Here is a 14,784-nt window from a genome sequence, read left to right as displayed (position 1 = left end):
TACGTCAACAGTTGATGCCGCGGTCGCGCAGTGCGTCGATCAGCCCGGTCGGGCGTTCGGCCACCGGTAGTGGGTCGACGAGGATGAAGTCGCAGCCGAGTTGGCGCGCGGCGCCGTCGTTCTCCTCGCTGTCGCCGACCATGACGGTGTCCTCGGCCGCGACGCCGAGACGCTGCAACGCAACCTGGAAGATCCGCGGATCCGGTTTGACCGCACCGACTTCGAAGGACAACACGAACTCGTCGGCGTCGGCCCCGGCGGCGCGAAACGCGGGCCGGATGTCGAAAGCGATGTTGGAGACGATGCCGATGCGCAGACCGCCGGCACGCAGCGACCGCAGCACCTCGACGGTGTCGGGGTAGGGCACCCACGACGCCGGATCGACGGCACGCCGATAGAGCGTTTCGGCGGCGTCGTTCGGCAGGCCTACGTCCGTCAGCGCGTGCAGATAGGCCTCGCGGTGCAGGGCCGGTTCGAGGTCGCGGTTGACCCAGGCATGCTGAGCCTCCGCAGACCTGGTCACCGATCCGCCGGTGGGATGAGTGAGACGTTCCATCAGCTCGGCCTGCACATGGTCGTCGATCGCGCGGCGGCCCTCGTCGTCGACCAGTTCCATCCCGGCGAACCAGCTGTCGTCCTCCTCGAGGCGGAAGAGCGTGCCGGAGAAGTCGAACAGGACGGCGCGAACAGTAGTCACCGGTTCATGCTGCCAGTGCGCGAGCGTAACGCCACGGCGGGATCCGGCGTCGATTTCCGCCCTACCGTTACGGTCGCTGCAGAGCAGGCGGACCGGACGTGGGTGCCGGATGCTGCACCGGGTGCACGCCCGGCCACAGTCGCGGGCCCTGGGTGTAGACCAGCAGCAGGAACAGCGCGATGAGGGCGGCGCCCAACGCAGCCTTGAGCACCAGTGCGACGGGGCGGGGGACGGCAGGGATCGTGATCTTGCTGCGGACCTTCGGCGCGATCCGCTCCGCGCGGGGCATCACCTGCTCGTCTTTGCCGCGCAGGAACACCATCACGAGGTCGGTAGCCCGATTGATCTGCTCGCGGTCCACGTAGAGCTGCTTGCACTGGCTTTGGGCACCTTTCAAGCCACTCGGAGTTGCCGCATACGCGCCGATGTCCGCGTCGCGAAGGAGCGCGAGAATCGGTGCGGCGTGGGCGGATTCGAGTTCGGCGAGGATCACCCAGGTGTCGGCCCACACTTCGTTGTCCTGGCCACCCGGAGGCAGCCAGAACATCACGTCGCGCTGTTTGAGGTACTCGAGCGGGATGACCCGAGACAACATCACACCAGTATGTGCCTCGGACTCAGCCGATGGCGCGAGATGCACCCTCCCAGAACTGCGCCCGCACCGCCTTCTTGTCCGGCTTGCCCAGTGCGGTCACCGGCACCGAGTCGACGATGATCACCTGCTTGGGCGACTGCACCGAACCCTTGCGGTCCTTGACCGCCGCCTGGATCTCGGCGGTCAGCGTGGCCACCGAGTCGTCGTCGCTGGGGTGGTCGGGGCGCAGCACGACCACCGCGGTGACGGCTTCGCCCCACTTCTCGTCGGGGGTGCCGATCACGCACACCTGCGCGACCGCGGGATGCTCGGCGACGACGTCCTCGACCTCGCGGGGGAACACGTTGAACCCGCCGGTGACGATCATGTCCTTGACCCGGTCGACGATGAACCAGAAGCCGTCTTCGTCCTCGCGCGCCATGTCACCGGTGTGCAGCCAGCCGTCTTTGAAGGTTTTCGAGGTCTCCTCCGGCAGATTCCAGTAGCCGCCACTGAGCAGCGGCCCGGACACACAGATCTCGCCGACCTCGCCTTGGGGCACCTCCTTGCCGTCGGCGCCCAGCAGCGCCGTGCGGGCGAACAGCGTGGGCCGTCCGCACGAGGTGAGCCGCTTCTCGTCGTGATCCTTCTTACCCAGGTACGAGATCACCATCGGCGCCTCGGACTGCCCGTAGTACTGGGCGAAGATCGGGCCGAACCGGCGGATCGCCTCGGCCAGCCGCACCGGGTTCATCGCCGAGGCGCCGTAGTACACGGTCTCCAGCGACGACAGGTCGCGGGTGTGCGAATCGGGATGATCCATCAAGGCGTAGATCATCGACGGCACCAGCATGGTCGCGGTGATCTTCTGCTCCTCGATCACCCGCAGCACCTCGGCCGGATCGAACTTCGTCAGCACCACCAACTCGCCGCCCTTGACCACGGTCGGCACGAAGAACGCGGCCCCGGCATGCGACAGCGGCGTGCACATCAGGAACCGCGGATTCTCCGGCCACTCCCACTCGGCGAGCTGGATGGTCGTCATGGTGGTGATCGACTGCGCGGTACCCAGCACGCCCTTGGGCTTGCCGGTGGTGCCGCCGGTGTAGGCCATGCCGCCGACGTGATCGGGGGCAAGATCGGCTGCCACCAACGGCTTCGGCGAGTACTTGGCGGCCTCGGCGATCAGGTCCACCGCCGAGTCACCGAGCGCCTCGGGGACCGGCCCCAATGTCAGCACCTGCTTGAGGGCGGGCACCTTCTCCAGCAGGCCCTGCGCCCGCTCGATGAACATCGGGTTGGGGTCGATGATCAGCGAGGTCACCCCGGCGTCGCCCAGCACGTAGGCATGGTCGTCGAGTGAGCCGAGAGGGTGTAGTGCCACCCGCCGGTAGCCCTGGGTCTGGCCGGCACCGATGATCATCAGCACCTCGGGCCGGTTCAGCGACAGCAGCCCCACGGTCGCGCCGCTGCCCGCGCCGAGCGCCTCGAACGCCTGAATGTACTGGCTGATGCGGTCGGCGAGCTCGCCACCGGTCAGCGTGGTGTCACCCAGATGCAGCACCGGCTTGTTCTTGTTGCGCTTCAGCGCGCCGACCGTCAGGTGTCCGGAATGAATCGGATGGCGCAGCAACTCGTCACTCATGGCGTCCACACTAGAACGTGTTCCAGATTTGATGGAAGGGTCACCGACAAACGCGACTAGCGCGAAGCGGCCGACCGTGGGTCACCGACCGTGAATAGTTTGACTCGACACCAAACGGGTCACCCACAGGCTTCGCCTGCGAGGCGGCCGCGAGAGGACATGGCGTGCTCGATGTGTTCGCCGGTGCACGGCAGCGACAGGCCGTGCTCGTCGATGCGATCCGCAGCCGGTTGTGGCCGGTGCCGGCCATCGGTGTGGTCGTCGCGGTCGCGCTCGGGGTCGTGCTGCCACAGATCGACGGCGCAGTGGACGAACGCATGCCACCGGCACTGGGCGAGTACCTGTTCGGCGGGAGCGCCGACGCCGCACGCGAGGTGCTCGGCGCCGTTGCGACGTCGTTGATGACGGTCACGTCGCTGACATTTTCGTTGACCCTGGTGACGTTGCAGCTGGCCAGCAGCCAGTACTCGCCCCGGCTGTTGCGTACGTTCGCCGCCGACCGGTTCGTCCAGCGGACACTCGCGTTGTTCTTGGCGACGTTCGCCTACGCGCTGACGGTATTGCGGACGGTCCGCAACGGCGGCGACGGGTCCGTGCTGTTCGTCCCGCGGATCTCGGTCACCGTTGCCTACCTGTTGGCGATCGCCAGCGTGTTAGGTCTGGTGTTGTTTTTGGGGCATCTGGTGCGGCAGATCCGGATCGAAGCGATGCTGAACCAGGTCTCGTCCGACATCATGACGACCGTCGGCCGGACCTCGGATCCGTTGGAGGAAGGATCCGCACGCCCGCCCCTGCGCCCGCGCTCGGGCGGTGAGGTCATCCTCGCGGGTTCGTCGGGTTTCCTGGTCCAGGTGGACGACGCCAATCTCGTGGCTGCGGCGGTCGACGCGGATGCGGTGGTGTGGGTAGACCGCCCGGTCGGAGCCAACGTCACTGCAGGCGTTCCGGTCGCGTTCTACTGGGCTGCCGACACCGGAGGTCAGCTCGACGACGGCTGCATCGAATCGTTGCGTGACCGGGTCGCGGCCGCTCTGCACACCGGCATCGAACGAACGGCAACCCAGGACGTCGGCTATGGGTTGCGGCAGCTGACCGATGTCGCCATCAGGGCCTTGTCGCCGGGGATCAACGACCCCACCACCGCGGTGCATGCGTTGAACTCCTGTTCGGCTGTTCTGTGTGAACTAGCCCGCTATCGGCTCGGTTCGAGAGTGCTGCGCGACGCTCACGACGTGGTCCGTGTGGTCGTGGTCGGGCCGGATCTCCCCGAGTTGCTGGACCTGGTCTGCACCCAGCCACAGATTTACGGTGCCCGCGATCCGCTGGTTCTGGGCAGCCTGCTGGCACTGCTGCGGGACCTGGCTTGGCTGGTCCGGCTACCCGAGCACCGGCAGGCTGTCGCGGACCGATCTGAACGGCTGGGGCGCTGTATTGCGGCGCAGGAATTCGAGGCAGCCGAGCGCGATGCCCTCGAGCGTCTCAGGCTCCAAGTCGGCGAGGCTCTGGCCGGGCAGTGGCATCCGTCGGCCTGAGCATCACCCGAGGTCGGCTTCCGCGACACCGGCGGACCGCCGCACGGGTTTTCCTCGGCGCCCGATCGTCACAGGGCTAGCATCTGCCAATGCCGCAGCAGCAGGAAGTCACCGGGCGCGCGGCGACCATGACCATCGTCGCGATGGGGCTCGGGTACAGCATCACCGCCGGTGACCCGACGATCCTGTCGGCCAACCTCGCCGAGGTGCGCCACGGCCTGGGCTTCAGCAACAGCACCGCCAGTTTCCTGGCCTGCCTGGCCACCCTCACACTCGCCGCGGCGGTGCTCGGCGCGGGTGCGCTCGGCGACGCGTACGGCATGAAGCGGATGTTCGTGATCGGCAGCTACGGCTCGATCGGATTCGGGATTCTGGCGGCCGTCGCGCCCAACGTCGCGGTGCTGACGATCGCGCGAGCGGGCGTCGGCATCTCCTTCGCGTTCGTCCTCGGTCTGTCGCTGGCCATCATCAACGCGGTGTTCCCGACGGGACGACGGGCCGCCGCGATCGCGATGTATCTCGGAGTTGGCCACGCGCTCAGCGTGTTTCAGCCCGCGGTGGGAAGCTGGCTTGCGGCCCATTTCGGTTGGCGTGCCTGCTTTCTGGTCACTCCGGTGCTGGCCGCGGTCACGCTCGCACTCACCATGCGGTATGTGCCGGAGACGCTGCGCTGGCAACGCAAGCTCGACGTCGTCGGCATCCTGCTGATCGCCGTCGGCCTGATCCTGCTGATCCTGGGGCTGACTCAACTGCAGGGCGGTTTCGGAGTCAGCGCACTGGTGCAGATCCTGGTCGGGATCGCGCTGGGAGTGGCGTTCGTGCTGTGGGAAATGCGCACCGACGAACCGGCATTGAACATGCGGATCTTCTCCTCGGGCCGGTTCAACGCCGCGGTGATCGCGGGTGCGGCGTTCAACTTCCTGCAGGGTGGGGCCACCATCCTGTTCGCCTACTACCTGGTCACGATCCGCGGTGAGTCACCCGAACTGCTCGGGCTGCTCCTGATTCCGGCGGTGCTGCTGGCGTCGCTGGCCGCGACGGCGGCCGGCCGTGCTGTCGGCCAATTCGGAGAACGTGCGGTGCTGGTAACCGGCCTGGCCATCCTGTTGGTCGGCATGGTGATGCTGGTCGTGCTCGACGCGGAGACGCCGATCATGGTCATGGGGGTTGCGGTGGCGTTGAATGCGATCGGCGGCGCGGTGGTGCAGACCCCGCAATCGACGATCATGATGTCCAGCGCGCCCGCCGAACTCGGTGGTGTCATCTCCGCGGTGAAACCTGCTGTCGGACAGGCGAGTTACTCGCTGGGCCCGGCGTTGTTCGCGTTGGTCGGTACGACGTTGTTCCTGCGCGACGGCCGGCACAAACTCGAGGGGTCGGGGATCACCGAGGACCAGGCCCGCGACGCACTGCGCGTTGCACACGGCGGCGTGCCCGGACCGGCAGCAGGTGCCGAGGTGCTGGACCCCGAAAAGGCCCGCTGGGTGGTGTCGGAGGCGACCCAGAGCTGGCTGACCGCCATCCACGATCTGAGCCTCATCATGGCCGTCGTGCCCGCCGCGGCGATCGTGATCGCGTGGGTGCTGCTTCGGCCGAAGGCTGGCTCGCCGCAGACCTGACGTGGCACTCTGGCCGGTATGGATGCACCGCAACCGCGCTTTCTCGACGACCGGCTCACCCACTGGGCGCAGCACAAGCCCGACGGTGAAGCGGTCAGCTACCTCGGCCGCAGCTGGACATGGGCGCAGTGGAATGACCGGATCCGACGGCTGGCCGGTGCGCTGGCGGCCCGCGGTATCGGGCGCGGGGATGTGGTGGCGTTCCTGGACAAGAACCATCCGGCCTGTGTCGAACTGACGCTCGCGGCGTCCTCGATCGGCGCGGCCACCGCTGTCATCAACTTCCGGCTGGCCGCCGACGAGATGGACTACGTGCTCAACGACTCCGGCGCCAAGTTGCTGATCGCCGGCACCGAGCTGATCGGGGCCGTCGACAAGATCCGCGACAAGCTGACCCACGTCGAGGACGTCTTCGAAGTGACGCCCGAGGGTACCGACGGCGATCAGTACGAGGCGCTGCTGGCGGCTGCCACGCCGACGGGGCGCCCAGCCGAGGTCGACCCCGAGGACACCTGCCTGATCATGTACTCGTCGGGCACCACCGGGCGGCCCAAGGGTGTCGTACTGTCACAGCGAAATATCTTGGCGCACACGATCAATGCGGCCACATTCGAGTTCGGCGACGACGACAAGAACATGGTGGCGATGCCGCTGTTCCACGTCGGCGGTTCGGCTTATGTGCAGTACGGCATCCACGCCGGCATCCCGACGATCATGACGCGCGAGGCCGACGGCGCGTCGCTGGCCGGTGCGCTGCTGCAGGGCGCGAACCGCACCTTCCTGGTGCCCGCGGTGCTGGGCAAGGTGCTGGAGTCCGGCGAGGACGCGGTGAAACTGTTCAGCAGGCTGCGGACCTTCGTCTACGGTGCCTCGCCGATGCCGCCTGCGTTGTTGAAGTCGGCGCTGAAGGCGTGGCCGGACACCGATTTCATCCAGGTGTACGGGCTGACCGAGGTGTGCGGCGCGATCACCCAGCTGTCGCCGGAGGTACACCGCGACGAGTCCCGCCCGGACCGCATGGTCAGTGCCGGCCAGCCGTCCCGCGAGGTCGAGGTGCGCGTCGTCGACATCGACACACTCGCCGAGGTACCGATCGGTGAGCCCGGAGAATTGTGGTTCCGCACACCGCAACTGATGAAGGGCTACCACAACAAGCCGGAGGCCACCGACTCGGCGATCACCGAGGACGGCTGGTTCCGCACCGGCGACATCGGCCGCGTCGACGCCGACGGTTTCATCTTCGTCGAAGACCGGCTCAAGGACATGATCATCTCCGGTGGTGAGAACATCTACTCCGTCGAGGTCGAGCGGGTGCTGACCGATCATCCCGCGGTGCTCGACGCCGCGGTGTTCGGCATCCCCGACGACAAGTGGGGCGAGTCGGTCAAGGCGGTCGTCGAATTGTCAGCTGGCGGTGAGACTTCCGAAGAAGAGCTGGTTGCCTGGTGCCGGGAGCGGCTGGCGCACTACAAGTGCCCGCGCAGTGTGGAGATTTCTCCGGCGCTGCCGCGTAACCCCACCGGCAAGCTGCTCAAGCGTGATTTGCGCTCGCCGTACTGGGAGAACCGCGACCGCGCGATCTGATGGCCGTCTCGCTGGACGATCTCCTGGAGCGTCTGCATGTCGTCGCACTGCCGATGCGGGTGCGCTTCCGCGGCATCATGATTCGCGAGGTGGCGCTGATCGACGGGCCGACGGGCTGGGGCGAGTTTGGTCCGTTCGTCGAGTACGAGCCGTCCGAGGCCGCCAACTGGCTGGCGTCGGGCATCGAATCCGCCTACGGCACACGACCTCCCGTGCTGCGCTCCGTCGTGCCGATCAACGCCACCGTGCCTGCGGTACCTGCCGCGCAGGTGCCCGAGGTGTTGGCGCGCTTTCCCGGGGCGCGTACCGCCAAGGTGAAGGTGGCCGAGCCCGGCCAGACGCTGGCCGACGACGTCGCGCGGGTCAACGCGGTACGTGCGCTGATGCCGACCGTGCGGGTGGACGCCAACGGCGGGTGGACGGTCGAGGAGGCGGTGGCCGCCGCGACCGCGCTGAGTGCCGACGGCCCGCTGGAATACCTCGAACAACCATGCAAGACAGTGGCGGAACTGGCCGAGGTGCGCCGGCAGGTGCAGGTCGCGGTGGCCGCCGACGAGAGCATCCGCAAGGCCGCCGACCCGCTGGCGGTCGTGCGAGCGCGGGCCGCGGACATCGCGGTGCTCAAGGTCGCGCCACTCGGGGGAGTGGCCGCGATGCTGGCCATCGCCGCCGAAATCGATATCCCGGTAGTGGTTTCCAGTGCGCTGGACACCGCCGTCGGCATCGCGGCCGGCCTGGCCGCGGCGGCCGCGCTGCCTCGACTGGAGCACGCGTGCGGGCTGGGTACCGGCCGGCTGTTCGTCGAGGACGTCGCCGAGATCGCACCCGTGGACGGTGGCCTGCCCGTCGGCGACGTGGCGCCCGATCCGGCGCGCCTCGCTGCGCTCGCCGCCCCGGCCGAGCGCCGCGACTGGTGGATCACTCGCGTCCGCGAGTGCTTCCCCCTCCTCGCCCAAACCGACATACGGCAGAACATTCGCGAGTAGGACGCCGCACAACGTCGACCTCGGCGCTAGATGCCTGCTTTCAGCGCGGTGACCGCGCGGCGGACGAAGTACGCCAGGTCGTGCTTGTCGGCGGCCAGCCACTGCTCGAAGGCCAGGTGGAACACCGCGGCGCCCGCCTCGCTCGTCAGGCGGGCGGTCGTCGCGGGCACACCACGCTGCACCAAGCCATCGGCCATCGCCACCGAGAACGCGGCGCGCTTGCTCAGCTCGCGTTCCTGCAGGGCGGGGTTGGCGTCGATCACCGCTTGCCGCAGCCGTGACCCCTCCCGCCGCCCGTCGAAGAATGCGCCGACCGCCTGAATCCCGTTGCTGACCGCATCCAGGGGAGTAGCCGAATCAGGTGCTGCCGCAACACCGTTCGTCAACTGCTCCAGTAGCTGGGCTTGGCCGCCGAACAGCACCTCACGTTTGTCGGCGAAGTAGCGGAAGAAGGTCCGCTCGGTCAGCCCGGCCTGCTCGGCGATCTCGGCGACGGTCGTCTGGTCGAACCCGCGCTCGGTGTACAGCGCCAGGGCCGCCTGTTGCAGGCGGCCCTGTGCGTCCGGCTCCCAGCGGCCCATGTGCGGAATAATATCGCGATGACAGTTGCTGACATCACCGTTAGAGTCTGATGACAGCGACTGACATGGAGGTAGTGCCATGAAACTATTCGTCACCGGAGCATCCGGCTGGGTCGGCTCGGCGGTGGTCCCCGAGCTGGTGAACGCCGGCCACCAGGTGGTCGGCCTGGCCCGATCCGACGCGTCCGCCGAGAAGCTCGCCAAGGCAGGTGCCGATGTCCACCGCGGCGACCTCGAAGACCTGGACAGTCTGCGCAGCGGAGCCAAGGACGTGGACGGCGTCATCCACCTGGCCTTCCACCACGACTTCACCGACTTCGCCAATGCGGGTGAACTCGACCGCCAGGCCATCACCGCACTCGGCGAGACGCTTGCCGGCTCCGGCCGGCCGCTGGTTGTCACCAGCGGAACCGCCGGTCACGCGGTCGGCCAGGTCCTCACCGAGGATCAGCCCGCCAACCCGCAGTCCCCCCGGGTTTCCGAGCCGGCTGCGCTGGCCTTCCAAGACCAAGGCGTCCGGGTGTCGATCGTGCGACTCGCACCGACCGTGCACGGCAACGGCGACTACGGCTTTGTCCCGACGCTGATCAACGTCGCACGCGACACGGGCGTCGCGGCCCACGTGGGTGACGGCGCCAACCGCTGGTCGGCGGTGCATCGCGACGACGCCGCCGTCCTGTTCCGGTTGGCTGTTGAGTCCGCCGACGCCGGAACCGTCCTGCATGCGATCGGTGAGGAGGGGGTCGCGACCCGCCAGATCGCCGAGGCCATCGGCCACCACCTCGGCGTGCCCGTCACCAGCGTCGCGCCCGAACACGCCATGGACCACTTCGGCTGGATCGGCGCCTTCTTCGCCCTCGACATCCCGGCCAGCAGTGCGCTCACCCGCCAGCGCTTCGGCTGGACACCCACCGGGATTGGCCTACTCGAGGACTTGGACCAGGGGCACTACTTCATCCGGCGATAGGCTTGCCATGTGTTGCGTCCGGGTGATGAGTTCGCCGGCTACATCGTCGAGAGGACGGTGGGACGTGGGGGCAGTGCGACGGTCTACCTCGCACACCGAGACTCGGATACGTTCGCGCTCAAGGTCCTCGACGCGGCGGACCGCACGCAGGACGCCCTGGAGCGGATGCGGCGCGAGTTCGCGATCGCCAAGAGTCTGAGTCACCCACACATCGTGGCGGTCGCGGATCACGGGCCGACCTGGCTGTCCATGCAGTACGTGGACGGAGGCAATGCCACTGCCGTCGAGACCCTGTCCGACAAGTTGGTGGTGCTCAATCAGATCGCCGATGCTCTGGATTACGCCCACAGCAACGGTGTCGTGCACTGTGACGTCAAGCCGGCCAACATCCTTGTCAACAAGGATTTTACGTGTGGCGGGGCGGTGCTCGTCGATTTCGGGGTGGCCCACCTCGCAGGTGAGCCACCGCCGCCGCTGGCCGCTCGGCCGCACCATGTAAAGGCGTCGTTACCTTATGCCGCACCCGAGCTGCTGGCGGGTGAGCCGCAGACTCCAGCCACCGACGAGTACGAATTCGCTTGCACCACAGTTGAACTCATAACCGGAGCAACGCCCTTTCGGGCCCGCACCCCGATCGGCCTGATCGATGCGCACCTTCACCACCCGCCGCCCCGAGTCTCGCGCAACATCAGCTGGGTGCCCAGGGCATTCGATTCCATTTTGGCCAAGGCGATGGCCAAACGTCCCGAGCGCCGATACCAGACGTGCACGGAATTCGCCGGACTCGTAAGCAGAGTATTGACGTGACTGCCGAGAAATCTTGCGTAACAGGAGCTTAACTGCCTAGAGGTTTTGGCCGCATGCCCGGCTGGATATTCTCGGGCGATGGCAGCGCCCACGAAATACGACAATTCAGCGTTGGCCCACGAAGAAGTCGGCTATCACAAAGGTCTCAAACCCCGGCAGTTACAGATGATCGCCATCGGGGGAGCGATCGGTACCGGCCTCTTCATGGGCGCTGGCGGACGCCTCCACACGGCAGGCCCTGGCCTATTCATCGTATATGCCGTGTGCGGGGTGTTCGTCTTCTTCATCCTGCGAGCGCTGGGCGAGTTGGTGCTGCACCGGCCGTCGTCGGGATCCTTTGTCTCGTATGCCCGCGAGTTCCTGGGGGAGAAGGCCGCCTACGTGGCCGGCTGGATGTACTTCTTCAACTGGGCATGCACGTCGATCGTCGATGTGACGGCCATCGCGCTCTACATGCACTACTGGGGTGCGTTCAAAGCGATTCCGCAGTGGACCATCGCTTTGATCGCCTTGGTCATCGTTCTCACCGTCAACATGATTTCGGTCAAGGTCTTCGGAGAGATGGAGTTCTGGGCCGCACTGATCAAGGTCATCGCGCTGGTGACATTCCTGATCGTGGGCATTGTGTTTCTCGCCGGCCGGTTCACCGTGGAAGGTGCGACGACGGGTCCGGCAGTGATCACCGACAACGGCGGACTACTGCCCACCGGCTTGCTTTCTCTCGTGGTCATCACTTCCGGAGTCATCTTCGCCTATGCCGCAGTGGAATTGGTGGGTACCGCGGCGGGCGAGACGGAGAATCCCGCGAAGGTGATGCCCAAAGCCATCAACTCGGTCGTCGTCCGCATCGCGGTGTTCTACGTCGGATCCCTTGTCCTGCTGGCACTATTGCTTCCCTACACCACCTACAAGCAGGGCGAGAGCCCGTTCGTGACGTTCTTCTCCCGCATCGGCGTGCCCGCCGCGGGAACCATCATGAACTTCGTAGTGCTGACGGCGGCCCTGTCGAGCCTGAACGCCGGACTGTATTCCACCGGCCGAATACTGCGGTCGATGGCGATGAACGGCAGCGCACCGCAATTCACCGGGCGCATGACCAAACGTGGCGTGCCGTTCGCGGGCATCTCGCTCACGGCCTGCTTCACCGTGCTGGGCGTCATCCTCAACCTCGTGGTGCCCGCCGAGGCTTTCAACATCGCACTGGATCTCTCGGCGCTGGGCATCATCGCGTCGTGGGGCACCATCGTCATCTGCCAGATACAGCTGTACCGCTGGTCGCAAAAGGGCATCTTGAGCCGGCCCGCATTCCGGCTCTGGGGAACGCCGTACACCAGCTACGCCACCCTGGCTTTCCTCGCGGTGGTCACCGGGCTGATGTGTTACGAGAACTACTGGAATCTGGTCGCACTGGTGGTGATCGTGCCGGTGTTGATGGTGGGCTGGTACGCGGTGCGCGGCCGGGTGCTGGAGATGGCCCGCGAACGTGTCGGCTACACCGGCGACTACCCGGTCGTCGCCGAGACGCCGTTGATGGACGAGTACCTCAACGAGGACCGGGCCAGGCCGGAAGGAATGCAGTAGCCGACTACGCAACCCCGCGGTCGGGGGGCTCCCGAGACTGAAGCGATGTCAACGCTTCGCGTCGGAATGATGGACCCCATCGTCGCGGCACGCCCCACGGTCGATTTCCTCACCAGGGCCAACTACGCGGCCGCGGCCGCCGTCCGGCTGGACTCGTTCTGGGTGCCTGATCACCTGAACTCGCTGTTTCCCCGCTCACTGTGGAACAACCCGAAACACTGCGGTGGCGCAAGGCTTTTGCCACGCGGCGATGCGTATCTCGAGCCGTGGACCATGCTCGGCAACGTCGCCGCCCGCAACCACGCGCGTTTGCGCCTCGGCGTCGGTGTCACCGACACCGGCCGACGCAATCCGGCGGTCACCGCTCAAGCGGCGGCCACCCTGCAGTTGTTGACACGGGGGCGCGCCATCCTCGGAATCGGCAGTGGCGAACGAGAGGGCAACGAACCTTACGGCGTCGAATGGTCCAAGCCGGTAGCCCGATTCGAGGAAGCCATGGCGACCATCCGTGCGCTGTGGGATTCCCACGGGGAGCTGGTGAATCGCGACTCGCCCTACTTCCCGCTGCGCAATGCCCTCTTCGACCTCCCGCCGTATAAAGGCAAGTGGCCCGAGATCTGGATCGCCGCGCACGGCCCGCGCATGTTGCGTGCCGCGGGCCGGTACGCCGACGCCTTCTATCCGGCGTTTCCGCACACTCCGCAGGAGTATGCGCAGCGGCTCGAGGCGGTGCGCACCGCGGCCTCCGACGCCGGACGTGACCCGATGACGATCACGCCGGCGATCTGGTTCATGACCCTGGCCGCCCGCAACAACGCCGACCTCGATGAGGCCCTCGACTCTCAGGTTGTTCGCGCGTCCGCGCTCAATGCGCCCGACCAGTTCTTCGCCCGCCACGGTGCGCAGCATCCACTGGGCATCGGCTTCACCGGCGCGCAGGACATTCTTCCTCAGGACATGGACGAACAGACCGCTCTTTCCCACGTCAAAGCCATCCCGACGAACGTGGTGCGCGACTGCCTGCTGTGCGGGACGCCCGACGAGATCGTCGACCGGGCTGCCGAATGGCGCGATTGCGGCGTGGAGTACATGGTGCTGGCGAACCTGGGACCGCTGCAGCGCAACCTGCGCAAAGGCATCGCGTCGATGGTGCCGCTGCTCCAGGCCGTGCGCCGGCTCAGAAAGCTGTGATGTCCTGATTTGTGGGGTAGCTGGCCTGGACGCCATCACCGGCCAGGGTCAACACTGAACTTATGGCGCGATCGGTGGTGATCCTCGGCTTCCCCGGCGTGCAGGCGCTGGACCTGGTCGGGCCGCACGACGTGTTCACCGGCGCCGCCCTGCTCACCGAGGGCGGCTACCGGGTCAGCGTCGTCTCGCACGGCGGTGCGCCCGTGACCACCCCGACCGGGCTGGCGTTCGTGGGCGAGTCGCTGCCCGAGCCGCGGGACATCGACACCCTGATCCTGCCCGGTGGCGCGGGCGTCGGCGCCGCGCGCGACGACGCCGCCACGATGGCCTGGATCCGGCAGGCGGCGGCCAACTCGCGCCGCGTCGTCAGCGTGTGCACCGGCGCGTTCCTGGCCGCCGAGGCGGGCCTGCTCGACGGCTGCCGCGCGACCACCCACTGGGCGTACGCCGAGCAGATGGCGCGCCAGTTCCCGGCCGTGACCGTCGATCGCGAACCCATCTTCCTGCGCAGCTCCGAGAAAGTCTGGACGGCCGCGGGCGTGGCGGCCGGCATCGACCTGTCGCTGGCGCTTGTCGAGGACGACTACGGCACGGAAGTCGCCCAGACCGTCGCCCGCTACCTGGTGCTGTATCTGCGCAGGCCCGGCGGGCAGACCCAGTTCGCCGCGCCGGTCTGGATGCCGCGCGCCCGCCGCCAGCCCATCCGGGACGTGCAGGAGGCGATCGAAGCCGAACCCGGTGCGGCCCACAGCATCTCGGATCTGGCGCGGCGCGCCGCGATGAGCCCGCGGCACTTCACCAGGTTGTTCACCGACGAGGTCGGCGAGGCGCCCGGCGCCTACGTCGAACGCGTCCGCACCGAAGCCGCGCGCCGCCAGTTGGAGGAGACCGACGACACCGTCGTCACCATCGCCGCGCGGTGCGGATTTGGAACGTCGGAGACCATGCGCCGCAACTTCATTCGCCGTATCGGCGTATCACCGGACCAATACCGCAAGACCTTTGTGTAGAGGAGAAGCT

The 14,784-nt window shown here is 67.1% G+C and carries 13 protein-coding genes; 9 read left to right on the top strand and 4 right to left on the bottom strand.

What is annotated here, in order from left to right; all coding sequences use genetic code 11:
* Positions 1-4 precede the first annotated feature (4 nt).
* The 3 genes from HPC46_RS00175 to fadD8 all read right to left on the bottom strand — a co-directional run bounded on the left by HPC46_RS00175 (position 5) and on the right by fadD8 (position 2,916).
* Positions 5-697 (bottom strand): HAD family hydrolase, encoded by a 693-nt coding sequence (locus tag HPC46_RS00175; RefSeq protein WP_179466200.1) that lies wholly within the window; start codon positions 695-697, stop codon positions 5-7.
* 67 nt (positions 698-764) lie between these two features.
* A complete protein-coding gene (locus tag HPC46_RS00170) occupies positions 765-1,292 on the bottom strand; it encodes a hypothetical protein (protein WP_179466199.1) in 528 nt (175 codons plus the stop codon).
* 22 nt (positions 1,293-1,314) lie between these two features.
* Positions 1,315-2,916 (bottom strand): fatty-acid--CoA ligase FadD8, encoded by a 1,602-nt coding sequence (gene fadD8 / locus HPC46_RS00165; RefSeq protein ID WP_179466198.1) that lies wholly within the window; start codon positions 2,914-2,916, stop codon positions 1,315-1,317.
* A 164-nt stretch (positions 2,917-3,080) separates the two neighbouring features.
* Here fadD8 and HPC46_RS00160 point away from each other — a divergent pair, with 164 nt between their 5' ends.
* The 4 genes from HPC46_RS00160 (at position 3,081) to HPC46_RS00145 (ending at position 8,637) form a co-directional block, all read left to right on the top strand.
* Positions 3,081-4,448, top strand: coding sequence for a DUF2254 domain-containing protein (locus HPC46_RS00160; RefSeq protein WP_179466197.1), 1,368 nt, complete (start codon positions 3,081-3,083; stop codon positions 4,446-4,448).
* An 89-nt stretch (positions 4,449-4,537) separates the two neighbouring features.
* On the top strand, positions 4,538-6,067 hold the full coding sequence (locus HPC46_RS00155) for an MFS transporter (protein ID WP_179466196.1): 1,530 nt from the start codon (positions 4,538-4,540) through the stop codon (positions 6,065-6,067).
* An 18-nt stretch (positions 6,068-6,085) separates the two neighbouring features.
* On the top strand, positions 6,086-7,651 hold the full coding sequence (locus HPC46_RS00150; RefSeq protein WP_179466195.1) for a long-chain-fatty-acid--CoA ligase: 1,566 nt from the start codon (positions 6,086-6,088) through the stop codon (positions 7,649-7,651).
* The gene (locus tag HPC46_RS00145; RefSeq protein WP_179466194.1) at positions 7,651-8,637 is read left to right on the top strand and encodes an o-succinylbenzoate synthase; all 987 of its coding nucleotides are present in this window, start codon (positions 7,651-7,653) and stop codon (positions 8,635-8,637) included. Before HPC46_RS00150 ends, HPC46_RS00145 begins: the two co-directional genes overlap by 1 nt.
* 26 nt (positions 8,638-8,663) lie before the next feature.
* Here HPC46_RS00145 and HPC46_RS00140 read toward each other — a convergent pair whose 3' ends face one another.
* Positions 8,664-9,218, bottom strand: a complete 555-nt coding sequence (locus tag HPC46_RS00140; RefSeq protein ID WP_179466193.1) for a TetR family transcriptional regulator — start codon at positions 9,216-9,218, stop codon at positions 8,664-8,666.
* Between the two features lie 79 nt (positions 9,219-9,297).
* Here HPC46_RS00140 and HPC46_RS00135 point away from each other — a divergent pair, with 79 nt between their 5' ends.
* The 5 genes from HPC46_RS00135 to HPC46_RS00115 all read left to right on the top strand — a co-directional run bounded on the left by HPC46_RS00135 (position 9,298) and on the right by HPC46_RS00115 (position 14,774).
* Positions 9,298-10,185, top strand: a complete 888-nt coding sequence (locus HPC46_RS00135) for an SDR family oxidoreductase (RefSeq protein WP_179466192.1) — start codon at positions 9,298-9,300, stop codon at positions 10,183-10,185.
* A 9-nt stretch (positions 10,186-10,194) separates the two neighbouring features.
* Positions 10,195-10,992 carry a serine/threonine-protein kinase gene (locus HPC46_RS00130; protein ID WP_179466191.1) on the top strand — a complete coding sequence of 266 codons (798 nt, stop codon included), beginning with the start codon at positions 10,195-10,197 and terminating at the stop codon, positions 10,990-10,992.
* A 78-nt stretch (positions 10,993-11,070) separates the two neighbouring features.
* Positions 11,071-12,573 (top strand): amino acid permease, encoded by a 1,503-nt coding sequence (locus HPC46_RS00125; RefSeq protein ID WP_179466190.1) that lies wholly within the window; start codon positions 11,071-11,073, stop codon positions 12,571-12,573.
* A gap of 45 nt (positions 12,574-12,618) precedes the next feature.
* The gene (locus HPC46_RS00120; protein ID WP_179466189.1) at positions 12,619-13,764 is read left to right on the top strand and encodes an LLM class flavin-dependent oxidoreductase; all 1,146 of its coding nucleotides are present in this window, start codon (positions 12,619-12,621) and stop codon (positions 13,762-13,764) included.
* Positions 13,765-13,826: 62 nt separating this feature from the next.
* Positions 13,827-14,774, top strand: a complete 948-nt coding sequence (locus tag HPC46_RS00115; protein WP_179466188.1) for a GlxA family transcriptional regulator — start codon at positions 13,827-13,829, stop codon at positions 14,772-14,774.
* The last annotated feature ends 10 nt before the right edge of the window (positions 14,775-14,784 follow it).

It is taken from the genome of Mycolicibacterium vinylchloridicum (genome assembly GCF_013404075.1).
Taxonomy (GTDB): Bacteria; Actinomycetota; Actinomycetes; order Mycobacteriales; family Mycobacteriaceae; genus Mycobacterium; species Mycobacterium vinylchloridicum.
The sequence above is the reverse complement of the archived record's forward strand: the minus strand, read 5'-3'. Positions and strand labels throughout refer to the sequence as shown.

Bases quoted from the DNA above. Each gene is read 5' to 3' on its own strand.
- HPC46_RS00170 (WP_179466199.1), bottom strand. From the start codon at position 1,292: ATGTTGTCTCGGGTCATCCCGCTCGAGTACCTCAAACAGCGCGACGTG.
- fadD8 (WP_179466198.1), bottom strand. From the start codon at position 2,916: ATGAGTGACGAGTTGCTGCGCCATCCGATTCATTCCGGACACCTGACG.
- HPC46_RS00155 (WP_179466196.1), top strand. From the start codon at position 4,538: ATGCCGCAGCAGCAGGAAGTCACCGGGCGCGCGGCGACCATGACCATC.
- HPC46_RS00150 (WP_179466195.1), top strand. From the start codon at position 6,086: ATGGATGCACCGCAACCGCGCTTTCTCGACGACCGGCTCACCCACTGG.
- HPC46_RS00145 (WP_179466194.1), top strand. From the start codon at position 7,651: ATGGCCGTCTCGCTGGACGATCTCCTGGAGCGTCTGCATGTCGTCGCA.
- HPC46_RS00140 (WP_179466193.1), bottom strand. From the start codon at position 9,218: ATGGGCCGCTGGGAGCCGGACGCACAGGGCCGCCTGCAACAGGCGGCC.
- HPC46_RS00135 (WP_179466192.1), top strand. From the start codon at position 9,298: ATGAAACTATTCGTCACCGGAGCATCCGGCTGGGTCGGCTCGGCGGTG.
- HPC46_RS00125 (WP_179466190.1), top strand. From the start codon at position 11,071: ATGGCAGCGCCCACGAAATACGACAATTCAGCGTTGGCCCACGAAGAA.
- HPC46_RS00120 (WP_179466189.1), top strand. From the start codon at position 12,619: ATGTCAACGCTTCGCGTCGGAATGATGGACCCCATCGTCGCGGCACGC.
- HPC46_RS00115 (WP_179466188.1), top strand. From the start codon at position 13,827: ATGGCGCGATCGGTGGTGATCCTCGGCTTCCCCGGCGTGCAGGCGCTG.